The 23206-nt window shown below is 56.4% G+C and carries 20 protein-coding genes; 8 read left to right on the forward strand and 12 right to left on the reverse strand.

What is annotated here, in order from left to right; translation table 11 throughout:
* The 9 genes from WM40_RS09905 to WM40_RS09945 form a co-directional block, all read right to left on the reverse strand.
* A complete protein-coding gene (locus tag WM40_RS09905) occupies nucleotides 1-996 on the reverse strand; it encodes an ABC transporter substrate-binding protein (protein WP_024903941.1) in 996 nt (331 codons plus the stop codon).
* Nucleotides 997-1291: 295 nt separating this feature from the next.
* Nucleotides 1292-2602 (reverse strand): NtaA/DmoA family FMN-dependent monooxygenase, encoded by a 1311-nt coding sequence (locus tag WM40_RS09910; protein ID WP_024903940.1) that lies wholly within the window; start codon nucleotides 2600-2602, stop codon nucleotides 1292-1294.
* Nucleotides 2603-3880, reverse strand: a complete 1278-nt coding sequence (locus tag WM40_RS09915; protein WP_236693454.1) for an acyl-CoA dehydrogenase family protein — start codon at nucleotides 3878-3880, stop codon at nucleotides 2603-2605.
* 183 nt (nucleotides 3881-4063) lie between these two features.
* Entirely contained in the window at nucleotides 4064-5269 is a 1206-nt protein-coding gene (locus WM40_RS09920) for an ABC transporter substrate-binding protein (RefSeq protein WP_236693455.1), read from the reverse strand.
* Complete coding sequence (locus tag WM40_RS09925) at nucleotides 5266-6279, reverse strand: aldo/keto reductase (RefSeq protein ID WP_024903938.1); 1014 nt, start codon at nucleotides 6277-6279, stop codon at nucleotides 5266-5268. Before WM40_RS09925 ends, WM40_RS09920 begins: the two co-directional genes overlap by 4 nt.
* Nucleotides 6280-6314: 35 nt before the next feature.
* Entirely contained in the window at nucleotides 6315-8051 is a 1737-nt protein-coding gene (locus tag WM40_RS09930; protein ID WP_046152784.1) for an ABC transporter ATP-binding protein, read from the reverse strand.
* A 73-nt stretch (nucleotides 8052-8124) separates the two neighbouring features.
* The gene (locus WM40_RS09935) at nucleotides 8125-8964 is read right to left on the reverse strand and encodes an ABC transporter permease (protein ID WP_046152833.1); all 840 of its coding nucleotides are present in this window, start codon (nucleotides 8962-8964) and stop codon (nucleotides 8125-8127) included.
* 293 nt (nucleotides 8965-9257) lie between these two features.
* Nucleotides 9258-10289 carry an ABC transporter permease gene (locus tag WM40_RS09940; RefSeq protein WP_082102558.1) on the reverse strand — a complete coding sequence of 344 codons (1032 nt, stop codon included), beginning with the start codon at nucleotides 10287-10289 and terminating at the stop codon, nucleotides 9258-9260.
* Between the two features lie 91 nt (nucleotides 10290-10380).
* On the reverse strand, nucleotides 10381-11940 hold the full coding sequence (locus tag WM40_RS09945; RefSeq protein WP_046152835.1) for an ABC transporter substrate-binding protein: 1560 nt from the start codon (nucleotides 11938-11940) through the stop codon (nucleotides 10381-10383).
* Nucleotides 11941-12418: 478 nt separating this feature from the next.
* Here WM40_RS09945 and WM40_RS09950 point away from each other — a divergent pair, with 478 nt between their 5' ends.
* The 5 genes from WM40_RS09950 (at nucleotide 12419) to WM40_RS09965 (ending at nucleotide 15372) form a co-directional block, all read left to right on the forward strand.
* Nucleotides 12419-12958, forward strand: coding sequence for a GNAT family N-acetyltransferase (locus tag WM40_RS09950; RefSeq protein ID WP_024903933.1), 540 nt, complete (start codon nucleotides 12419-12421; stop codon nucleotides 12956-12958).
* 216 nt (nucleotides 12959-13174) lie between these two features.
* Entirely contained in the window at nucleotides 13175-13735 is a 561-nt protein-coding gene (locus WM40_RS09955) for a lipocalin family protein (RefSeq protein WP_046152785.1), read from the forward strand.
* 236 nt (nucleotides 13736-13971) lie between these two features.
* Entirely contained in the window at nucleotides 13972-14106 is a 135-nt protein-coding gene (locus tag WM40_RS32070) for a hypothetical protein (protein ID WP_269083085.1), read from the forward strand.
* 239 nt (nucleotides 14107-14345) lie between these two features.
* On the forward strand, nucleotides 14346-14612 hold the full coding sequence (locus tag WM40_RS09960) for a DUF1883 domain-containing protein (RefSeq protein WP_046152786.1): 267 nt from the start codon (nucleotides 14346-14348) through the stop codon (nucleotides 14610-14612).
* 148 nt (nucleotides 14613-14760) lie between these two features.
* Nucleotides 14761-15372: a PqiC family protein gene (locus WM40_RS09965; protein WP_046152787.1), complete on the forward strand. Its 612-nt coding sequence runs from the start codon at nucleotides 14761-14763 to the stop codon at nucleotides 15370-15372.
* Between the two features lie 232 nt (nucleotides 15373-15604).
* Here WM40_RS09965 and WM40_RS09970 read toward each other — a convergent pair whose 3' ends face one another.
* A complete protein-coding gene (locus tag WM40_RS09970) occupies nucleotides 15605-16021 on the reverse strand; it encodes an aldo-keto reductase family protein (RefSeq protein ID WP_157685766.1) in 417 nt (138 codons plus the stop codon).
* A gap of 95 nt (nucleotides 16022-16116) precedes the next feature.
* On the opposite strand from WM40_RS09970, the gene WM40_RS09975 reads away from it, so the two are divergent.
* Nucleotides 16117-17364, forward strand: coding sequence for a lytic transglycosylase domain-containing protein (locus tag WM40_RS09975; RefSeq protein WP_052738263.1), 1248 nt, complete (start codon nucleotides 16117-16119; stop codon nucleotides 17362-17364).
* 108 nt (nucleotides 17365-17472) lie between these two features.
* Here WM40_RS09975 and WM40_RS09980 read toward each other — a convergent pair whose 3' ends face one another.
* On the reverse strand, nucleotides 17473-18342 hold the full coding sequence (locus WM40_RS09980) for a DMT family transporter (protein ID WP_024903927.1): 870 nt from the start codon (nucleotides 18340-18342) through the stop codon (nucleotides 17473-17475).
* A gap of 174 nt (nucleotides 18343-18516) precedes the next feature.
* Complete coding sequence (locus WM40_RS09985) at nucleotides 18517-19071, reverse strand: NAD(P)H-dependent oxidoreductase (protein WP_024903926.1); 555 nt, start codon at nucleotides 19069-19071, stop codon at nucleotides 18517-18519.
* Between the two features lie 1378 nt (nucleotides 19072-20449).
* On the opposite strand from WM40_RS09985, the gene katG reads away from it, so the two are divergent.
* Both katG and WM40_RS09995 read left to right on the forward strand, forming a co-directional pair.
* Complete coding sequence (gene katG, locus WM40_RS09990; RefSeq protein ID WP_407691488.1) at nucleotides 20450-22630, forward strand: catalase/peroxidase HPI; 2181 nt, start codon at nucleotides 20450-20452, stop codon at nucleotides 22628-22630.
* Nucleotides 22631-22682: 52 nt separating this feature from the next.
* Nucleotides 22683-23150: a pseudoazurin gene (locus WM40_RS09995; RefSeq protein ID WP_046152789.1), complete on the forward strand. Its 468-nt coding sequence runs from the start codon at nucleotides 22683-22685 to the stop codon at nucleotides 23148-23150.
* Nucleotides 23151-23206: the final 56 nt, after the last annotated feature.

The raw sequence follows: 23206 nt of genomic DNA on the forward strand, positions 1-23206 counted from the left end.
TCAACTTCCGCTCGCGATTAAAGGATCAGCGAAGAAGTAGTCCCGCCACGATGCGGGCTCGTTCTTGATCGCACCTACTCGGTGCATGAATTGCGCCAGCGGCAGCGTATTCTCCGGCGTCAGTTTGAATGTCACTTCCGGGTTCTTGACGATCTTCAGCAGCAATGCTCGATCGATCTTCGAATGATTGACGCGCAGATAGCTGTCGGCGGCCTCCTCCGGGCGCTGGCGGATCAATTCCGCGGCATCGTTCAGAGCCGCAACAAAGGCGTGATAGGTCTTAGGATTCTCTTGCTTGAATTTCTCCGTGGTATAGAGCACGGTCGCCGAACTAGGGCCACCCAGCACGTTGTAGGAATTCAAGACAATGTGCGCATTGGGGTTTCCGGCCAGTTCCTGCTCCTGGAAAGGAGGCGTGGCAAAGTGACTATCGATTTCCGTTTTCCCCGATATAACGGCCGCGGCTGCATCAGGGTGCGGCAATGCCTGCGTGTATTTATCCAGGCGATTATATTGCGCGTCTCCCCACTGCTTGGCCGCCGCAAATTGCAATACCCGGGACTGCACCGAGACCGTCACCGCAGGAACGGCAATCCGGTCCTTCTCGGTAAAGTCGGCGATCGTCTTGACTTTTGGATTGTTGGAAATCAAGTAATACGGAAAATTTCCCAGCGACGCCACGGCCTTGACGTTCTGCTTACCCTTTGTCCGATCCCAAACCGTCAACAGAGGACCAACGCCAGCACCGGCGATATCAACGGACCCTGACAGCAGCGCATCATTCAGCGCGGCGCCTCCGGACAAGGCGCGCCATTCCGGCTTGATCTGCAATCCCAGCTTGGCGCCCTCTTTTTCAATAAAGCCTTGATCGCGCGCCACATCCAGCAACAAATAGACAATGCCGAACTGTTGCGCAATGCGAATTGTCCCCTCTGCGTGCGCGGTCTGCGATACCACACCCATGCTCAGCGCCGCAGCGACGGAAAGGCAGGCCATACGGCAAGAAGCGATGCCGCGGATAAAGGAAGCATGTACGAAGTGGTGCGCGGAATGACGGAACAAAGGAAATCTCATTAGGGAATAGCTGATCGATTGAAGCGCGGTACGATGTATCGTGGAACGACGACACGACGTGAGTCGCTGCTCCCGAGCAGATACATGACGCGACGATATCTTCTGATCGGCGTCAAGCGACGTCAACGAACGTCGAGTGCTTCGTTTATCTCTTTTTCATATATCGATCAGCGTTTCCCATGGGCAACGCCTCCAAGACCGTTGTGAAATGCCAACGTCAGTAGGGTGGCAATGGAGTAGGAAGACCAAAGCGCTCGCGCAATGTTGCTTCCTGGTAATCCGTGCGAAACACACCACGTTTCTGCAGGATGGGAATGACCTTGTCGGCAAAAAGATCAAGGTCGTCCGGTAGCGCGGGCACCTGAACCGTATAGCCGTCCACCACACCGCTATCCCACCAGTCGATCAATTGATCGGCCACCTCATCCGGACTACCAAGAACCAGGCGATGCCCTTGTTCATAGCGTCTGATTGCCTGCCGGGCGGTCAACTTTTCATACGTCAGCAAGTCAATCACACTTTGCGTGAAGCCCTGTGGCTGGCGTTGGTTCTCCGCCGTTGCAAATAATGTCGGTGACAACACCGCATCGGGATCAAGTGTATCCGGATCAAGTCCGGCATCGCGTGCGAAACGGTGCAGCAGACCCGCCTCCGAACCGGTATCCGTCAGGCGTTCGTGACGCCGCAAAGCGGCCTCTCGCGTCGGTGCGATGATGGGCACGACACCGGGTGTAATCCGCACATCGGTGGCGCGTCGCCCATGCGCCACCGCCGCACCACGTATCGCCTCCGAAAAATGAGCGGCGGCCTGCTTTGACAACAGTGCGCAATACACAAGTTCTGCATGCTTCGCGGCCAGTGCAATGCCGCCCTTCGATGCGCCTGCCTGCGCGATAACGGGTTGCCCTTGCGCGCTGCACGGTACATTGAGCGGCCCATCCACCGAAAAATGCGCATCACGGTAGTGGATGGGCCGCGCGCTGTCGGCCGGCCATAACGCCGATTCGGTCGACGTGAATCCTGCAGGCAAATTCCAACTACCCCATAACTGCTTCAACACGTCGAGAAACGCGTCCGCACGTGCATAGCGCACGGCCCGTACCGGCAGCGGCGCCGCACCGAAATTTGCCGCCACTTCTTGCTTGAACGACGACACGATGTTCAAACCCAGCCGGCCACCCGAGACGAGATCCAACGTCATCGCCCGACGGGCAAGATTATAGGGTGCGTTGTAGGTGGACGAAGCGGTTGCCACAAGACCAATATCCGGCACATGCGCCGCCAGCGCCGTCAACAGAATGAGCGGGTCGAGCGAATGCAGTGGTCTATCCTTCGAGTCGAGCATTAGTGCCGGGTGATCGGAAAGGAACAGGGCATCGAAGCGGGCCCGGTGGGCGGTGCGTGCAAGGCGAAGGTAATACGCGATGTCGATGAAATCGCCAGGATTTCCCTCTCGATGACGCCAGGAATTCGGGAAATAGCCCGTACTGTTTATGCCAAAATTTAAATGCAACTGACGCGTGCTCATTCAGGCGAACTCCTTGTCGGAACGCGACGCCAGCGACTGCCCAGATGCCACCACGCCAATCCCGCCCTTGATCGGCGGTGGCGCGCCGTTGACAGCGTAGTCACCAACGATCCGATCGTGATAGACACGCGGATTATGAGACGCGATGGTGCGTGCATTACGCCAATGACGATCGAGTCCCGTACTACGCTTTGTTGCCGACGCCCCCAAGGCATCGAACAGATGTGTGGTCGACGATAGAATCAGATCGGTCACAACCGTTACTGTCTGACTGACCTCAACGTCCGCCACGACGTTTGCCTGCGTGCGTGCGGCCTCCCATGCAAGACGTGCCGGATCGGTCAATGGTGCATCGCCAGACGATATCTCTGTTTCGGCAATCGCGGTAGCGCGCAGGTCGACAACACGTTGCAGCGCTTCCGCTGCCTTCAACACGGCGCTTGTGGACACGTAGCTGGCACTTCGAATACGACCGACGATTTGAAGAATTTGCGGGTCTTCGCTCGGGCGATTGAAGTTGGTACGCCCCGCGTACACACGCTTTCTTGCGGCCACTGCCGACGACAGGTCGGTCGCCGCCGCCTGACCGATACCGGCTAGTGTCGCGATATGAATCAGTTGGAACCATGCTCCGGCAAAGCGGAACCGCTCGGCATGCGGCTTTACCAAGGCATCGTCGATTGCGACATCGTGAAACAGCGCGGTTCCGCTCGCCGTCAACTGCTGGCCAAAGCCCTCCCAGTCATCCAGAATTTCCACGCCGGGTGCACGGGTTGGTACCAGCACGCCTCGTATCGTACCCGTTTCATCAGAGGCGCTAAGATTGATCCAGTCCGCATACAAGGAACCACTGGTGTAGTACTTTTCGCCGTTCAAGACCCATTTATCGCCTCGTCGACGCAATTGCGTCGACAGCGTACCAAGCGGATTTTCTCCTGTCTCGGAAAAACCGCTCCCGGAAAGCTCGCCCGCCCCAAGGCGATCGAGCCACGTGTCGCGCCATGTGCCATCAGCGCTATCCAACACTTCTTCTGTAAAGCCAAAATGCGAGCGTAATGCATTGATCACGTTCGGATCGGCCCGTCCCAGTTCGACCGCGGCGGCGAAAAATTCCGGCAATGTTGCATCAAAACCGCCGTACGCCTTTGGCAACCGAAAGCGCGTAAAGCCCGCGTGGCGCAATGCTTGTATTTCGTCATGCAGTAATGTGTGCGTTCGTTCACGCTCGACGGATCGTTGCCGAATATCATCGAAAATCGGCCGAAAAGGCGCAATCAATGTTTAATAACGCGCACTTGGACCATTGCCCCACCCTGTGTCGACTGCTGGCATTACGCTTGCTCCCTGCTTGAACCTTACCGTTTGCGATGCAGCGACTATCGCGCCAATGCAAAGGGCAGACAAACAACCAAATCTGATTTGAATATGACGCCGAATGGCGGCGAGTCCACCGTCAAGACCCTAAGCAGGCGTCGGCGAGGACTTTCCAATAGGCTGATCAACGCCAGGCACCACTCGCTCATGCGTAAGGCGATCGAAAACGGACGCATCAATCCACGCGGACAAGTCGAAGTCTTGCGATAAGAACCCGTGCTTGACGAGAAACGCCTTGAAATTATCCAAGGCAGCGATATGCTGCGGGTCCAGACCAATCGTCAATTGGGTGTGACTGCCGCGCGGATACGCCGGGGCCACCCAATGCTCGGCCGCGCGAACCTCACGGGCGATATACGCACGCGCCTGGTCCGGATGCGCCAATGCCCACTCGCCAGCGCTTACCGCCGCACCCAATGCTTTCGCCACCAGATCCGGCCGGCGTGTCAACAGGGCCGTATCCACCGTGAGTGGACGCGGTGTCCCATTATTCGCGTGGCGAAGTCGATCCGAGTGTTGCTCGATCTCGACGATGATCCGCGCTCCCGCGATATTCACCGCTTCCAATCCAGGTGCGCCCTTGACAAAGACCGCCTCTACTTCACCGCTAAGCAGGGCTGCGACTTCACGCGCAAACTCGTGGGGTCGCTCGGTCGCCATCCTCATCGCAAGCCCATTGTCGGCAGTCGCACGCGCCTCCGCCAGACTGGTGGGCGTGTGTGCCAACGGTACCAAAGCGACATCGCGCAAAGTCAGCCCCGCGACATCAAGCAAGCTGTCATAACCCCGCAGCGCGGTAGCGCGATGGAAATCGACAATATCGGTGCGTGGGTTATGCGGCAGCCCAAGTCGACGTCCACGAAGATCCGACACGTGACGGATCATGCTCGAAGGCAAGGCGATGATGCCTTGAAATTCATCTACCCAGGACAAACCAATTACGCGTGTCAGTGCACCATTGGCACGTGCCCACAACGCTGGGATATTGCCACCCTGTCGAAACGAATGCGGCTGCGAATGCGTGTAATGCGAGCGTCGAACGACGGGATCCGAGGCGTCCTGCAGTGCTTCCCAATGGATACCGTCGGCGGCGAACGCCTGCGCCAATCCGCCTTGCTGGATTGCCACGCCAAACGGGGTCGGGGCCGGACAGCGCGTGTACCAAAGACGATCGACAGGCGCGGTGGGCGATGCAGGCGACACGAACACGTTACCGGACCGCGCGGCCGACCTATCGTCGAGCGCCGACGCATCCGGCTGCTCGCGAATAATTTCCGAGATGGAAGCAGTCATTTCTCGTGTCGTGGATGTCTGCCAAAAAACGGGTGGCCAGGGTCGTTGTAACCCGGCGTGGATGGGTGCCCGGGCGTGACAAGACCATCTACAAAGGCTTCGTCCTCCGCGGTGAAACGATACGCCAGCGCGGGTTGATAGTCATCCCACTGGGCTTCGGTCCGCGGACCAGTGATCGCCGATGTCACCAAGGCGTTATTAAGCACCCACGCCAGCGCAAATTGTCCGGGTGTCAGCCCCCGGGCTTCCGCATGCGCCTTGACTGCCTGCGCCAATGTCAGGTTTTCAGGACGCCACTCCGTCTGGTGCAGCCGACGATCCTGCCTTCCGGCACGCGTATCCGCGCCCGGCTTTTCCCCCGGCGTGTACTTGGCCGTCAACACGCCACGAGCCAGCGGACTATACGAGACCACACCAAGCCCGTAATACGCCGCCGCTTCGAGCTGTTCCTGCTCGGCCTGGCGATTCGCCAGGTTGTATAACGGTTGGCTTGCAACGGGGCGATCGATATTCAACGCATCCGCGGTCCGGCTGAATTCGGCAATCTTCCAGGCGCGATGGTTGGACAAACCGTAGTAGCGGATTTTGCCAGCGCGAATCAGATCGTCGATCGCGCGAAGGGTCTCGGCGACAGGCGTGGTGTGATCCTCGCGGTGCAGATACAGCAAATCGATATAGTCAGTCTTCAATCGACGGAGGCTCGCCTCCACTGCCTGAATCGTATATTTTCGAGACGCACCTTGATCATTTGGACCATCGCCTCGCGCGTTGACATACTTGGTTGCAAGCACCCACTTATTTCGTTGATCGGCGATCAAGCGACCTACTACTTCTTCGGATGCCCCCCCGTTATACCCGTCCGCTGTATCGATGAAATTGACCTTCTGTTCAAACGCCTTGTCGACAATACGGCGCGCCGTGGCCTCGTCGGTTTGACCGCCAAACATCATCGTGCCTAATGATAACGGGGATACCTTGACTCCCGAACGCCCGAGATTTCGATATGACATGCGCAACTCCTGGAAACGTGTAACAGATAATCTGATCAGGCGGCACGCGGCACCGCCGCGATCAGCGACTGCGTATAAGGATGCCGCGGGTTATCCCACAACGACTGATGGTCCCCTTCCTCGACGATCTGGCCACCATGCATTACCAAGACCCGGTCGGCGATATAACGCACCACCGCCAGATCATGATAAATAAAGAGATAGGACAAGCCCAGCTCCTGCTTCAATTCGACCAACAGGTTCAAAACCTGCGCCCGCACGGAGACGTCAAGGGCGGAAACCGGCTCATCGCAAATGACCAACGCCGGTTGGAGTACGAGCGCACGCGCAATGCCGATACGTTGACGCTGCCCACCAGAGAACTCATAGGGATAGCGGCGCAACGCATCCAACGGCAAATCGACTCGGCGCATGACATCGACGATTCGCGCATGGCGTTCGTCACGGTCGCGGATATGGTGCGCTTTCAACGCGGCATCGAGAATGCCTTGCACATCATGACGCGGATTCAGCGACGCAAACGGATCTTGGAAAATCATCTGTACCTTGCGGCGCAGCGGCCGCATGGCACGCTCACCCAGATGGGTGATGCGTTGTCCATCGAGTTCAATGTCGCCTGCGGTCGGTGCGATCAGCTTCATCACGGTGCGGCTTAATGTCGACTTGCCACAGCCGGACTCGCCCACTAATCCGACGGTCTCCCCAGGCGCGATATCAAACGACACACCATTGACGGCTTTCACCAGTTGCCCGCGTTGTCCGTAATGCGTGTGAAGATCCGTTAGCCGCAACATCGGTGCGCGGACCTTTTTATCCGATGGGGATACGGCGCGCGCCATTGCCGCGCTGTTGTCAGGCGTTCGAAGATCTCTTTTATGCAAGGTAAAGCGGAACGTCGGTGCTTTGCCGCTAAGAGTGGATTCCACCCGAATCTCGGCAAGGCGCTCCTGCCGATAATGCACAGCATGATCAAATGTCAAAGACGCACCCCTTAGTCCACGCGTATAAGGATGCATTGCCTCGGTGTCCTTGCCGAAGAGGGTATCCACACGCCCCTCTTCAAGCTTACGGCCGCCGTACATCACGGCAACCCGATCCGCATATTGCGCGACAACCCCAAGATCATGCGTGATAAGCAACAGCGCCATTTGCATGTTGCGGGCCAGTTCGGCAAGCAACGCCAGTATCTCGGCCTGAATCGTGACATCGAGCGCAGTTGTCGGCTCATCGGCAATCAACACCTTGGGTTGGCAGGCGATAGCCATCGCGATCATTACGCGCTGGCGCTGCCCGCCAGAAAGCCGATGAGGGAAATCATCGACTCGTTGCTCTGGATTCGGTATTTTCACTCGTCCCAGCAGGCTGATTGTATGCGCACGCGCGGCACGCGACGACAAGCGCCGGTGGCGATGCAGCACTTCCGCAATCTGGTCACCCACGGTCATTACCGGATTCAGAGACGTCATCGGCTCTTGAAAAATCATCGAAACATCTCGCCCACTGACATCGCGCCGCGCGGCCGGCGACAACGACAACAAGTCTTTGCCGTCTAGCAGAATTTTCCCGGATACGGTCGCATTATTGGCCAACAATCCCATGATGGCCAATGCCGTGGTGGATTTGCCGCAACCGGATTCACCTACCAATGCCACGGTTTCTCCCGGCGCAACGGCGAGATCGAAATCCGACACGACGCGATGCCCGACATGGTTCCGCGCGTCGCGCCGACCATAATCGACATTCAACGCGCGCAATTCCAAGATATTGCTCATGGCAGTGTGCCCTCGACCGATGCGTATTGCCAGCAGTTATTCGAACCATGACGACATCACGCCGCCGCCATTCTTATCGCCGCTCGCGCAGGCGCGGATTGAAGGCTTCATTCAAACCATCACCAAGGCGGTTCAAGGCAAGGATGGCCAAGACCAACGCAGTGCCGGGCAAAATCGTCAACGAAGGCGCGGTGCGTAGCATCTCACGTCCGGTGCCGATCATTGTTCCCCAACTGACACGGTTTGGATCGCCTTGCCCCAAAAATGACAGCGCGGACTCCATCAAAATGGCGCTCGCTACCATCACCGACGCGGTAACGATAATCGGTGGCAATGCATTCGGCAGGATCTCTCGAAAAATGATGCGCACCGGCGTGAAACCAAGTCCTTTCGCCGCCGCGACAAATTCGCTATGTGCCAAAGAACGGAACTCGGCGCGCACCAACCGCGCGACGGTCGGCCAGGACGTCACGCCAATCGCGAGCGATATCGTCTGCATCGACGGCGATGTGATCGTGACGATCACGATGACGAAGAGGAAGGCCGGCGTAGTCTGGAATATCTCGGTGATCCGCACCAATACGTCATCAACCCATCCGCCAAAGTATCCCGCCGCCGCACCAATCAACGTACCGATGCAAACGCCGATCACTGCGGCGGTTGCACCAATCCACAACGACGCCTGGCTGCCATGCACGATGCCTGCCGCGACATCACGGCCGAGGGAATCCGTGCCGAGCCAGTAATGCGCATCTGTAAAAGGTGGGATTAACGGCGCAGCCACCATGTCCAGTGGATCGCCCGGAAACCAGACATTCGCGCTAAACGCCATCACGACCATCGCCAGCAGGATGACCGCACCCACGACAGCCAGTGGATTCCGTGCCAATCGGCCCCACGCCGAATCCGCCAGAAGTCGATGCGACGCCCGTTTCGGGACCCTTTGGTACGCGCTGGCACCGCCCTCGACACCGTGGTTGTCCGAAGCGCTTGCGTCCGGATAGGCGGTTCCGCTGAGGAACGCGCCAAATACCGAGAATCGAAGTTGCGTTCCCCATCGCGCCGAGGCGTGTCCATGGCCGAGGGTTGGAACGTCGTCACACGAACGAGGTGCCGATCCGTACGCCGACTGTCGGACATCCTGCCCCGCGTCATACCGCGTTTGTCCGACGGGGGCATAGCGTTGTGCATCGTCCGTTTTTTGGGTCATCGGCGGTTCTCCACTCGGGGATCGAGCCATACCTGCAGCAAATCGGTCAGAACATTGGCCACGACAACAAGCAATGACGACAACAGCATCACACCGAGCAGGACGGAATAGTCACGCCCCTGCACGGCATCCAGGGCCAGACGGCCCAGACCCGGCCAACTGAATACCGTCTCCGTGACCACCGCGCCACCAAGCAGCCCGCCAATATGCATGCCTGCGACCGTGGTGATTGGAATCAGAGCGTTGCGCAAGACGTGGCGCACCGTAACGACCCAGGGATGCAGACCCTTTGCCTGTGCCGTGCGAATATAGTCCTGACGCTGGACTTCCAGCATCGCCGCACGTGTCAGACGTGCATAAATCGCGACATAGAAGCTGCCGAGCGTTGCAGCAGGCAACAACACATGACGTAGCCTGTCCCAAAAATCTTCAAACCCGTTCAGCGTCTGTCCCAGCGTCGTTGCACCTTCACTGGGCAACCAGCCAAGATGAACAGAGAACACGACGATGGACACCAACGCTACCCAGAAACCCGGCGTTGAATAAAGCAGCAACGCAAACACCGATAGCATCCGGTCAAGCCACCGGCCTTGCCATGCCGCCATCGTGGCTCCCAACGCAATGCCCGCAATCAAAGCAAAACCCAACGCAAAGAGCATCAAAAACAGGGTATCCGGCAACCGCGAAAGTATCAGCGACATCACTGGAGTATTAAACCGAGGGGATACGCCCAGGCTGAAGTGCGCGAGATTATTCAGATAGGCAATGAACTGTTCGAACAACGTCCGATCAAGGCCGAAGTGATGGCGTATCTGCACCATTGTTTCGGCGGTCGCGGAGCCCGACTCTCCCGCCAGCACATCGGCTGCGTCGCCCGGGATCAACTGCATTAGGACAAAGTTTAAGAAGACAACACCAAGGGTCGTCGGTAAAGCACGCGCGACTATACGAGCAAGCCCACGCTGCCAGCGACGATATCCTGACCCGCGGGATCTCTCGCCTGGTACCGCTGGAATCGTTGAAGCCATGGTCGTTCCTGTCAATCACATTCGGGAATTCCAGCGGATTACTGTAGATCGCTTTCCTGCGAACGGCTACCAATGGATTGCGATATGGATATCACGGCTTTTGCAGCCAGGCGTTGGCAAAACCTTCGTTCAAGCCGTCGGCCCCGCGATTGACGTCGTGAACGGTTTTTGCATAGACCGTTGCATAATCGGGGGCAATCAGATTGACGTCAGGCAGGTCGTGCTCGATTGCCTGTTGTATCGACTTGAACAGCGCTCGACGTTTCGTCTCGTCGGTTTCCACGGCGGCATCCGCGAACAGTTTATCCACCTCCGGGCTACTGTAGTGGGAACCGTTCGTAAAAGGCACGCCCTGACGATAATTCGACGTGACATAAAGACGTGCAACGCCCGCTACGGGGTCGAACAAATTACTCATGCCATTCACCGCCATATCAAAATCGTGGCTGGTATAAATGCGCTTCAAGTAGGCCGGCAGATCCTCGTTACGGATTGTCAAGGCGATGCCAATGCGCGCCAACGCGGATCGAACATAGGCGGCGGTACGCCCAGGTTGATCGCCAATGGGCAATGCATCAACGATAAGCCGGAAGCGCACACCATCCGGCCCCCTCGGAAATCCTTCCTTGTCCAATAACGCATTTGCTTTATTGATATCGAAAGGATAGGGTGACGGCGACGGATCGTAGTAACGGTTGCGGGGGGCCAACGGGCTTGCGTCCGGTGTGGCGTAACCGTAGTAGACCACTTTAGCGATGAGCGCCCTGTCCAACGCGGACGCGATTGCCTGGCGAACAGCCAGCCGCTTCAAATAGCGGTTATCCAAGCTGAATTCCAACCGATAGACACCAGCACTGAATTCATAACCCCTGGAATCAATCCCCAACTTTGGATTCGCCTTGATCCGCGCCAGATCGGATAAGGGTACAGGATTATCGCCACCTAGTTGCACGGCACCGCTCTCGAATGCAATCGTACGAGCCGCCGCATCGGGAATGATTTTAACGATCAAGCCGTCCAGATAAGGTTTTCCTTTATCCCAATAATTGTCATTCCGCACATATTCGATATGGTCACCGCGCACCCATTTCACGAAAAGGAAGGGGCCGGTACCGATTGGTGCCGCGTTGTGAGGATTGGACAAAGGATCGCCATGGTCATACAGGTGCTTGGGTAAAATCGGTGTTTCAGATGCCGAGAACGCTCGAATTAAATACGGAGTTGGTTTCGACAAGATCAACGTGACAGTATCCACATCCGGCGTCTGCACTTCCGCGACATTCGCAAAGGTCGAATTGGCGCGGGGGTGATATTGCCGTAACAATCGCAAGGAATACGCAACGTCAGCAGAGGTAAAGAGCTTTCCATCCTGCCAGAGTACGTTATGCCGCAAATGAAACGTATAACGTTTTCCGTCCGCGCTGATCTCCCAGGAGGTCGCGAGCAATGGGCGAGGATTCATATCGAAATCGTACTCCAGCAACCCTTCGACCACCTTCGGACTGACTTTTAGAACGTTGACGGCCGTCGACGCAAACGATACAAGTGTAGGGGGCTCCGGGCTGACGACCATCGTCAGAATCCCGCCGCGGGATGTCGCCGCAGCTTCACTGAAGGCAAAAAACGCGCACAGACCGAAAAAGGCCAACATCAACACGGCAATGCCGCGCGGCCCACGTGCCGCCGAACTCCGCGATTGCCCGAACCAGGTCTGGGATAAAAATCGCTGGCAGTGCCTTGTATTTTTAGTCGTATCAATCAAGCTCGCCATATAGCCTCTTCCTCATGATTACGCGAACGGCATCGGTGCTGATCGTTCTCTCCATCGCCCACGATATTTGCCGCCGCCGTCTCCAGCATGGTGGGAGAAAAAGCATAGTCAATATCGGAAACCATGCATACCAAGCTTTCCTGCTTTCTTTATTTCGATTTGGTGACGCGTCATGATGCTGGCGTCTTTTTGGCGAGCGCGATTTTCCGAGCGACGCTCCCCCGATAACGCTTATCGGCAAGTCGATTTTTTTGGCAGTGCGCCGTCCCGGCGCGCACTGCGCCCCGCTCTCGCCTGAATGCATGGGTTGCAATACACTATGGTATCTCGCTCCCCAGTAAATAAGGCGTGCAAAGCCATGTTCATTCGCCGATTGACACCCTCGGATACTGCCGCATTCCAGGGGATCCGCCTTCTCGGACTACAAGAGGCTCCCGCGGCATTTGGGTCAAGCTATGAGGAAGAAGCGCATCGCTCAGTCGATGACGTTGCCAGCCGCCTTACCCAAACCTCGGAGCAAGCTGTCATCGGTGCATTCGTTGATGAAGCGCTGGTTGGCGTGGCCGGCGTGCGTAGACAGAACCTGCTCAAGTATCGTCATAAGGCGGCGCTATGGGGCGTCTATGTCCATCCTGGACATAGAGGGGTCAGCATCAGTAGAAAACTCGTGGATGCCGCAATGGCATTCGCACAAGCAATGCCTGGGGTGATGCAGGTCACGCTTACAGTGACGAAGGGGAACGTTGCCGCTGCAGGCCTTTATCGATCCCTCGGTTTTGAGGTGTTCGGCGAAGAGCGCAACGGCCTGTTCGCAGACGGCATCATGCATGACGAAATCCACATGGCCCGCGTCTTCTTGTCCGCTGCCGACGTGATGACGCACGCCAAAATACGCTAAATACCACGTGCCCTCCCATCACGGGATGTCCGATGCCTCGCACGACATCCGTGCAACGCAACCGAATAAATGAAGCACTTTTCAGTGAATACAGAAAGACATCGCATCTGATGTAATGAGATTTCTTGAGTAATAAGGCTTACTTGATCGTATTACACGGTTATATAACACCGTACTGACTCAAGCACTCAATTTTTTGCAATATGAGGTGACGGAATGGCATATGAACAGTGGCGCAAATGGATAGTCGCGGCGGTAATAACCGGCGGTGTGCTGTCCACGGGCATCCCGGCGAAGGCAGAAGAAATGGTTGGCAACCACCGCGTTCCCGAACCTGCAAAGGCAGTGGATCTCGATCAATACGTTGGCAACTGGTATGAATTCGCACGCTACGACAATTTGTTCGAGAGAAACTGTGAGGGCGTGACGGCCCAATATGAGAAACGAAATGACGGCTTGATTCGCGTTGTCAACGTATGTCGTGAGGGAAGCGCGACCGGTCCGGCCAGGTCAATCGAAGGCAAGGCGCAAGTCATCGAGAACTCACAAAACGCCAAGTTGAAGGTGTCTTTCTTCGGACCTTTCTATGTTGGTAGATACTGGGTACTTGATCACGCCGATGATTACAGCTGGTCCATAGTTGGTGAACCGACCGGGCTATTCCTGTGGATTCTCACCCGTGACGCAAAACCCAGCCAAACACTTGCCGATGCGTTAATCGTTCGTGCAACGCAGCTTGGCTACGACGCCTCGAAGATTCGCAAAACGCAGCAATAATATTTTCGGACATTTATTGACTTGCAAGTCACACGCCCCCCCCCCGAAGGACGCTTGTACAACGGTGATTTCGCCATGCGGCAAGGGATCACCTCGATGCGTCCATCGCTCAATTTCCCAAAAAACTGCACTGAAGGTTTCTCATCAGATAGGAACACTATTTTTATCCGGAGAGAAGCGCGTGCCATACTGCGCCCCTCTTTCCTGATAAAAATGCATTTCCTGATGAAAATGCCGTGAGTATTTCTTCCTTCGTCACCGGCGCCGAACGCGTGCTGCATGTGCTGTCCTCGCTCGCAGAAAGCAATCACGAGGTGATCCGGAATGGTCGTCACGCACATGAGGCCGTGGTGCGGACCCACTATACTTAACGCATCGCGCGACTATTGATGGGGGAATACTCATTCAAGGCAGGATAACCAATAAGATAATTCTGGTATTTCAATACTTGTCCGTCCCTTCTCCGAAGCAATCCATTCGCTGCCGCTGATTCAATCAGCTGCCATCCCGCGACTATTTAAATCCCGTACGATTCTACCGCGATTTTAAGTATAATGCCGGCATTCATTTCAAGTCCTTTAAAAAGGATTCGCGTTCAAGGGAAACGGGGATGGGGCATATAAGAAAGAGAGAATTTTTAAAGCACGGTGATTCGGTTCTGGTCGAATGCTCTCATAAAGCGAATGTCATCCTCCTGGATGACGCAGAGTATGGGAATTACAAGGCGGGCCGACGTTATAAATCGCTCGGCGGTCAGTACCAGCGTTATCCGGCCATACTCTCGCCGGACCGGATGGACTGGTGGAATGTCGTCATCGACGTAGAGGGCACAGCCCAAGGCATGCATTACTCAATCGACTTCATGAAGCTGCCATAGCGTGTCTGCCAAGCGACGTCAGTCGTGCGTGGGCGCGTCGCCCCGGCCACCACATGTGGCCGGGGATCTCGCATCAGAGTGACAGCCGATGCGATACAATCCATCGCCGTGTCTCGAGTTGACGCCAGTCATCGATGGAACCTCAATAATGAAGTCGTTTGCAACAGTCGCGATTACAACGTTTTCGTTCGCCTTGTCCGGGTGCGCTTGGTTTGGCCCATCGAGTTACACATTGATCACGCCGATGGCGTCCACCGCGAATGCGGCGAAGACGGCCGACTTTGCGTTGAATGTCTTGCCAGTCGGCATTCCGCCGCAATTGGACAGCAGGAATATCGTCGTTCGTCGAGGATCGACGCAGACCGAGGTCCTCACCTCCAAGCACTGGACCACCCCTTTCGGCGATGAGGTGCGCACTGCCATCTCGCTGCAATTGGCGAACGAATTACATGCGCAGGACATCATGGGATTACAGACGTCCGCGTGGAGCCGCGTGGTTGATGTCAAATTGCAGATCCGTCGATTCGATAGCTGGCCTGGCCAGTCCGTTGCGATCAATGCCGCATGGAGCGCAACGTTGACCAAGGACGGCGGCAATAATCCCGTGCTGATTTGCAGCGAAACGATATCGCAACCCGCGCCAGGTGGACTGTCGACAATCGTAGGCGCGCAGCAGGCCGCTGTCCAGACACTCGCCAGGAAAATGAGCGCTGAGATCCAGGCATGGATCACATCCGGACGTAACGACTGCGCCAACTGACGTAGCCGACATGCGCGGTGTGATGTGTCACTGCTATTGGAAAATACCTGTTCGAATGAAAAGCAATTTTTCGAGATAAGAAGTATCCGCCCCGCAGGGACCGCCGATCCGTCTGAGGGCAGATGTTTTCAAGGCACGCGAGTATAACCGCACTACACTCTCCGCCCCCTGGCTAACGGAATCACGTCAGCGCACCTCTGGCGACCTCCCTTTACAATCAGAGTGTTGCCGTTTACAGACCTGTCATTTTCGGGAAAGCTTCTGGCAATCGCTCTCCTTCAATCTGAATTTTGGCACTTTCGCGGTTGCTCTCGATAAGATCCTCTGCCCTTAGTTCGCGGATGGCACCGCCCAGAATTTCCGCCAGCCGAATTTGCTTTTTTGTCCCGGAAATGGGCACGATCCAGCCCTTTTGTACCAGGAGCCAAGCGCGGACAATCTGAGCCCGACTGGCATTATGCTCAGTCGCGACAGCGCCGAGAACGTCGACCACGTAGACTTGGACGAGGTAAAACCCTTCGCTGCTCTTTGCGCATGGATGGGGATAATGCCAACGCGGAGAATGGTATCCTATAAGATCAGCTATTTTATGCATTAAAAAATATTGGGCGCCTATATTTTCCCCGTAAAAACAACGAGATGCAGTCAATGGCCGGGATCTATGCAAGCATTGTCACGCCGCTCCGGTGAAGAAAATCCATGTGTTCATATGCCGGCCGTAATGATATGTTTTCAACAAAAGCGATGAGATGTCATCCGAAGGTTGCCCGCCTAGCAATCTGGGTGGCATGTGTTTGCGGTGCTACCGCGGCTGGCATCGTCAGCGCGCGCGCGGATTGTATCGACGACGCTGCGGCATTCCAGCACGTCAACGTCTCCCTGATGCGAGCGATCGCGCAGGTCGAGACCGGCACGCATACGCGTGTCATCAGCACCAACTCGAACGGTAGCTATGACATCGGCCTGATGCAAATTAACAGCGCCTGGTTGCCCGCGCTTGCGCGGCAGGGCATCAGCGAACAGTCGCTCTTCGATCCCTGCACAAATGCTTATGTGGCGGCCTGGATTCTCTCTGAAAATATCCATCGATTCGGGCCTACGTGGGTCGCCATCGGAGCCTATAACGCGTCCTCGCCGAGCAAGCAGCTCGCATACGCCCAAAAAGTAGTCGACGCTGCGCATTCGATCATTAGCCCGCCGAGTTCTCCAATGCCAATTCTTCCCCCGTCCTACACGCCGCCGCAATCGTATAATCCGTTCGAGACCTTGCAAGTTGACCGGATACGATTCGCCAAGTCGCCAGAGATCGCAGCCGATGCCAACGCGGCCGCATCAGGCACGACACCCGACATGAAATCCATGACCGTCGCGCCCGGCAAATATCATTTCGGCTGGACCATCACAGGTACGCCCGATGTCCGGCCTGTCCAGGTCTTTGATGATGGCACGCAAACTTTTGTCCAGTTACAGGACTTGGCACACGCACCGGCTATTTTCGCCGACACGCCGCAGGGACGGATATTGTTGTCGTGGAAAAGGCATCCGCCATACGCAGTGATCGACTCGTTGCAAGCCCATCTCGTATTCCAATTGGGCAGCGCTCAGGCCAAGGCAGAACGTACCGCCGTAATACCCTCAAACGTAGCCGCCAGCACTCACCCGTTCTCCCAGCAGGAGAGCAATGTGACCAAGGGCAACACGCCGGACGCCGTCGCACAGGGCGTAACATCGGCCAAACAGACATCCGTGGCTGGTGCCTTATGGTTTGCGACAGTTGGCCCGCAGGGCACATCGCATCAGGCTAGCGGTGCTGCGCGTGCTGCTCGGGCAAACGACCAGCCTGCCGAGACGACACGCGACCTATCAACTGAGCCGATGACGAGCGCGACGACGACTTCCGCGATGTCATCGTCAAGAGCGGCATCGCATCCAACCGCGGCGGCCAATGCCGATAGTGCGCTTTGGTACGTCGAGCCGCTCTCCAAGCCCTAGCACATTATTTCGAAAGTTGATTCAGAGGCAAAATTCGCGATTGATCGTGCGCGATGCCATTGCTGCAGGCGTCGGAGCAGCAATGTCACGGCAGTCCAGCGAGCGCGCTCACGACCGCGCCAGCAGTACTCCCGCGAGTGCCACGGCAAATCCCGCAATCTGCAGGGCCGACAACGCTTCGCCGAACCCGACATAGCCTTGAAGCGCCGCAAGCGGCGGTGCGAGAAACAGCAGGGAGGTAGCGCGCGACGCGTGGCCGCGCCTTACCATCCACATCAGGAGCGTCACGCTGATGCCTGACAGCATCACGATTCCCCACGCGAGCGATATCCAGAGTGTGGTCGACGGTATCCAACGTTGTTCACGCAGAGCGAATGCGAGCACCGCAGCCACAAGCGCTGCGCCGAGGTTCTGCACGGCACCCGCGCTGCGGATGTCGGCTTTCGCAAGCGAAGTTTTCTGAAACAGTGTCCCGGCCGTGATGGCCCCCACCGAGAGAATCGAAATCGCGACGACGAGCCACGACGGTACATGACCGGCATGCGCGGGTGCCACGGTGGCGATCTTCGGTGCCAGCACAAGTACAACGCCGGCAAGCCCTAGCGCCATGCCACCCCAGCCGCGCGGCGACAGGCGCTCGTTAAAGAGCGGCACCGCCAGCGCCGCGGTCAAGAGCGGCTGCAGGGCGCCGAGCAGCGCCATGACGCCGGCGCTCAAGCCTTGCGCGACCGCCCAGTAGCCGGCACCGAGATAGACACCCTGCATCAGCGCGCCTGCAAGCAGATGCTTGCCGATTGCACGTCCGCGTGGCCAGGCGGCGCGTGCTGCCCACGCGGCCAGCGCAAGCACCACGGCTGTGCCGCTGAATCGCCACAGCAGGAACAGGTTGGGATCGGCGTAGGGCTTGATCGCGCGCGCCACGACGAACCCGGTTGACCAAAGCAAAACGAAGACAGCAGCTATCAAATTGGCAAGCATCGCGAGTCGAAGGCAACATCAAGTCATCAATTGGCCCCATCGAAGTCGCCTCGGGCGTCCGGCTCCGTGCTGACCGAACGGCCGACAACCGGCGTTCCCCGCCTGCCAGAAAACGCCCCCTGCATCATGCTTTTTCAGGTGCGGACGATTTGATCGTCGGCTTTCATTGACGTATTAGCCATGAAGGCGCTTTGCGACCGCAGCGACTCTCGCCGCATAGGAGGCAACCGTATCCAGATCGCCGGTCGGGATTTCCTCGACGCTGGCATCCGATGGCGACTGCACAAGCGCGCCGACCGATCCACCCAGGTTGTTGACGTCATCACGGGTGGCCGCCTTGCTGTTTGTAGGCGGCAGACCGAGACTCACCCAGATCCCGCCATGCTGAGAAGCCAAGGTTTGCAAATAGATTAGCGTTACTTGTTTATCGCCGTTAAAGCTGGCGCTATTTGTGAAACCGCCAAATACCTTGTCTTGCCACGCACGTGTAAACCAGATCTTCGATGTCGCATCTGCAAACTTCTTGAACTGCCAAGGCACCGAACCCATGTATGTGGGCGCCCCAAAAATAATGGCTTCCGCGGCAGAAAGCTTTTCCCATGCCGATTCTGAAACATTGCCTTCAGCATCGATTTGAATCAATTCCGCGTCGGCCGCCTTTGCGGCAACTTCCGCAATGCGTTTGGTGTGACCATACCCGCTAAAAAAGATGACGACTGTATTGGACATTAGGCTTTCTCACTTGGAAAAAATAACGCTAGGGTATCGCTTGGATGGTATTACTTCCATGCTCCTAGAACAATTACTTACTTTTTGGTTAGTGCCACACCTGCACATTTCCCAGCCCCCCTTTTTACTCTAGCAAGGTGACCGCTTGCCTGCGGCAATCGACTGCAATGACCTTGTATCGAATCGATTGGCCAAACTTTATCGATTAATTCGTTTTCTTTATTATAACAGTCCCGTAACCGATCTATCGGCGGCCGGCCTGCTTATCTATTTTTTAAACCGAGCGGCGGCAATGTGACTTCGTTAATAAGGCACAAGCATTTATAAAAATCCCGTGTTTCAGCTTTGGGGATGTGCAGCATGAATTGAATCAGGGCGTCGATATATCAGTTACCGTGCGCTCTCGCAACATGCACATCGACAAGTACGACGACTTGCACAGGAATAGCCCAAGGAGCGCGACGATCAATGTATAACAGCCAACACCGTGCCCCGCTTATCTGAAAAACATGCCATGGTCGATGCAACCGACACGCTCATCGGCGTTTAGCCGTCACTAGGTAAGTCTGAGCTGGACTGTCGCGTTTTTGTTCTACTCGTTAGCACTACCCTCCAACACGCTACTGGGATCAGCGACGAAACAAGCGTGCGCGGTCAATCGGGAGATTACTTTTCCACGTAACATCAATGGCGCCAACAGCATTGGTGCGTTGGTGCGGCAAGACGTTAGAAACTGCGCTAAATCATCAGGAAGACGCTCAAATGAACACGACGATGCACTGTTGGTCGAGCGCCCAGCACCGGGTTGCCATTGAGGGCGGACGCAAATCGATCTACCCAAGACGGTAACGGTTGATAAAAACACCATGATCCCGGCCACGCTAAAGCGCATCAACACTGCTGGCCAACAGCCCATCACGATCCGTTGGGAACATATCCGAACAATATGATCAATCGGGATCATCGTTCCATTACGCGTCGAGCACAGCCTATTCGGTGGTGCACAAGCTTTTATTACGATACATCCCGCGTGGTAGCGTGAAGATGCTACCTTCGATTGCCCCATGGAAGATGGAAGGCAACTGCAAAGCAAACCACCCATCAGGCACTTTTATTAGTTGATCGTATAAATAATTCCATGCGTTATAGTACTTCAACTTTCATCAAACATTAACACGACTTGAGAGACATAAGACTGATACAAAGTGACTGCATTTGATAGCGCGAATTTATAAACACCATGAAATATTTCTATTGGTCATCGATTCAAATAAGCGTCGATACTGTCCCCCGCGCCAGGCCTCAACATCACTTAAAGGGAATCAAAGTGAAAATACGACTAGCACACCTGATTAAATATTCCACTGCAATCCTAGCGATCACGACGCTTGGAACTACAACCACTCTGGTGTGGGCCGATGGCACGCCACGACCAAATAGCTTCTGGTGGCCGGAGACGCTTGATCTTTCGCCACTTCGTCAGCACGATATTGAGTCGAATCCGTACGGCAAGGACTTCAATTATGCTAAGGAATTCAATAGTCTCGATATAGACGCCGTGAAGGCCGATATCAAAACCGCCTTAACGACGTCACAAAGCTGGTGGCCGGCAGACTATGGCAACTATGGGCCGTTTTTTATCCGCATGGCATGGCACGGGGCTGGCACCTATCGCACGTATGATGGCCGGGGCGGCGCCGATGGCGCCCAGCAACGGTTCGAACCCCTCAATAGCTGGCCCGACAACGCCAATCTCGATAAAGCACGGCGGCTATTGTGGCCAATCAAGAAAAAGTATGGCGAGAAGATTTCGTGGGGCGACCTGATGGTATTGACAGGCAACGTCGCGCTCGAATCCATGGGTTTTCAGACTTTCGGCTTCGGTGGTGGCCGGCAAGATGATTGGCAGTCCGACTTGGTCTATTGGGGTGCCGGCACTAAGTTCTTGTCAAGCAATCGGGATAAAAGCGGGAAACTCGAAAAGCCGCTGGCCGCAACGCAAATGGGATTGATTTATGTCAATCCGGAAGGGCCGAACGGCAAGCCGGACCCGGTTGCCGCGGCAAAAGACATTCGTGATGCATTTGGCCGCATGGCGATGAACGACGAAGAGACGTTGGCACTCATTGCAGGAGGCCACACTTTCGGGAAAGCGCATGGCGCAGTGTCTGCCGCTAAATGCGTCGGCCCCGCGCCTGCTGGAGCGGCGCTCGAGCAGCAAGGCCTTGGCTGGGTCAACAAGTGCGGCACCGGCAATGGCGCTGACACGGTCACGAGCGGTCTTGAAGGCGCTTGGTCGGCCGACCCCGTGCACTTCACGATGCAGTATCTCGATAATTTGCTCGGGCACGATTGGGTGCTGACCACGAGCCCTGCCGGTGCGCATCAATGGAAGCCCAAGGACGCGGAGAACATCGTACCGGATGCTCACGATCCGTCGAAGCTGCATCCCCTGATGATGTTCACGACGGACATCGCATTGAAAGTCGATCCATCCTATAGTCGAATCGCAAAGCGGTTTCAAGAACATCCCGAGGAGTTCAAGCTGGCCTTTGCCAAGGCGTGGTTCAAGCTGACGCATCGTGACATGGGACCGAAGGCGCGTTATCTCGGCAAGGAAATACCCAGCGCCGATCTGATCTGGCAGGATCCACTTCCCTCCGCCCACTACAAGATGATCGACCAGAAGGACGTGGCGGCACTAGAGAACAAGATACTGGCATCCGGGCTGCCTAAATCGGCGTTGGTCAAGACTGCGTGGGCATCTGCCGCGACGTTCCGCGGAACCGATTATCGGGGCGGCGCAAACGGCGCGCGCATCCGGCTTGCTCCGGAGAATGCCTGGCCGGTCAACGACCCGACGGAATTGGCCGGTGTCCTTAAAACGTTGGAAGGCATCCAGGCCGACTTCAATCGCAACAGAACCGACGGCAAACAGGTATCGCTCGCTGATCTTATTGTGCTCGGCGGTAACGCCGCGGTCCAAGATGCGGTGAACAAGGCCGGCTACGACATCAAGGTACCTTTCTCGCCGGGGCGAACGGATGCTACGCAGGAACAGACCGATGTCAATTCCTTCGCCGTACTCGAGCCGACCGCCGACGGGTTCCGCAACTACTATGCGACCGGTAACGACCGTTCGCCCGCCGATCTGCTGGTCGACCGGGCGAGCAAGCTCGATTTGACGGTGCCTGAAATGACGGTGCTGGTCGGCGGCCTGCGCGTGCTGGATGCCAATGCCGGCCATGCCAGGCTCGGTGTTCTGACCGACCGACCAGGCGCCTTGAGCAACGACTTTTTCGTGAATCTGCTCGATATGTCGACCCAGTGGGTAAAGTCCGCGAACGACGACGGCGTGTACGAAGGACACGATCGCAAGACGGGTAGCCTGAAATGGAAGGCAAGCCCGGTCGATCTGGTGTTCGGCTCAAGCTCCGAGCTGCGAGCGGTCGCCGAAGTCTATGCGTCGGACGATGCACATGAAAAGTTCGCGCGTGATTTCGTCGGTGCATGGACGAAAGTAATGAACCTCGACCGCTTCGACTTGAAGCGAGATTGATATCCCCAAGGCCGAGAGAGTGCTTCTTTCGGCCGGAGCGCAGGAGAAACGTATGCGTCACAAATCGAGGATTTTCGCAGCAATCCTGAGTTTCGGGTTGCTAGCGTCATTCGGCTGCCTTGCCGCCGACGCCGAAGTCAAGATGCTGAACGAAGACTCGAACGGTGAACGGGGATTCGCACCCGCGATCGTCCACGTCAAACCGGGCGACAGCGTGCATTTCGTGGCTTTCGACAAGGGACATAGCGTTCAATCGATTCCCGGCATGATTCCGGACGGCGCCAAACCGTTCGCCGGCAAGGTCAGTGAAGACCTGACGGTGAAGTTCGATCGGCCAGGCGTCTACGGCTATCGTTGCGTCCCGCATTACATGATGGGCATGGTGGGACTGGTGGTGGTAGGGGATCCCGTGAACGAGGCAGCAGCCCGCAATGTCGCGCAACCCCGCGATGCGAAAGCCCGTTTCGACCGGCTTTTCGCTGAACTCGATGCCAAGCGGACCGCGGCTAAAAGTCCCTAGCACAAGCTGGGCACGAAACCACGAACGGTCGTACCTGGCTAGCAGATACGCGTATC

The sequence above is a fragment of the Robbsia andropogonis genome, assembly GCF_000970345.1.
Classification (GTDB): domain Bacteria; phylum Pseudomonadota; class Gammaproteobacteria; order Burkholderiales; family Burkholderiaceae; genus Robbsia; species Robbsia andropogonis.

What these genes read in the sequence shown, in the direction of transcription:
- WM40_RS09905 (WP_024903941.1), bottom strand. Translation starts at nt 996, where the DNA reads ATGGCCTGCCTTTCCGTCGCTGCGGCGCTGAGCATGGGTGTGGTATCG.
- WM40_RS09910 (WP_024903940.1), bottom strand. Translation starts at nt 2,602, where the DNA reads ATGAGCACGCGTCAGTTGCATTTAAATTTTGGCATAAACAGTACGGGC.
- WM40_RS09920 (WP_236693455.1), bottom strand. Translation starts at nt 5,269, where the DNA reads ATGACTGCTTCCATCTCGGAAATTATTCGCGAGCAGCCGGATGCGTCG.
- WM40_RS09925 (WP_024903938.1), bottom strand. Translation starts at nt 6,279, where the DNA reads ATGTCATATCGAAATCTCGGGCGTTCGGGAGTCAAGGTATCCCCGTTA.
- WM40_RS09930 (WP_046152784.1), bottom strand. Translation starts at nt 8,051, where the DNA reads ATGAGCAATATCTTGGAATTGCGCGCGTTGAATGTCGATTATGGTCGG.
- WM40_RS09940 (WP_082102558.1), bottom strand. Translation starts at nt 10,289, where the DNA reads ATGGCTTCAACGATTCCAGCGGTACCAGGCGAGAGATCCCGCGGGTCA.
- WM40_RS09945 (WP_046152835.1), bottom strand. Translation starts at nt 11,940, where the DNA reads ATGTTGGCCTTTTTCGGTCTGTGCGCGTTTTTTGCCTTCAGTGAAGCT.
- WM40_RS09950 (WP_024903933.1), top strand. Translation starts at nt 12,419, where the DNA reads ATGTTCATTCGCCGATTGACACCCTCGGATACTGCCGCATTCCAGGGG.
- WM40_RS09955 (WP_046152785.1), top strand. Translation starts at nt 13,175, where the DNA reads ATGGCATATGAACAGTGGCGCAAATGGATAGTCGCGGCGGTAATAACC.
- WM40_RS09960 (WP_046152786.1), top strand. Translation starts at nt 14,346, where the DNA reads ATGGGGCATATAAGAAAGAGAGAATTTTTAAAGCACGGTGATTCGGTT.
- WM40_RS09965 (WP_046152787.1), top strand. Translation starts at nt 14,761, where the DNA reads ATGAAGTCGTTTGCAACAGTCGCGATTACAACGTTTTCGTTCGCCTTG.
- WM40_RS09975 (WP_052738263.1), top strand. Translation starts at nt 16,117, where the DNA reads ATGAGATGTCATCCGAAGGTTGCCCGCCTAGCAATCTGGGTGGCATGT.
- WM40_RS09980 (WP_024903927.1), bottom strand. Translation starts at nt 18,342, where the DNA reads ATGCTTGCCAATTTGATAGCTGCTGTCTTCGTTTTGCTTTGGTCAACC.
- WM40_RS09985 (WP_024903926.1), bottom strand. Translation starts at nt 19,071, where the DNA reads ATGTCCAATACAGTCGTCATCTTTTTTAGCGGGTATGGTCACACCAAA.
- WM40_RS09995 (WP_046152789.1), top strand. Translation starts at nt 22,683, where the DNA reads ATGCGTCACAAATCGAGGATTTTCGCAGCAATCCTGAGTTTCGGGTTG.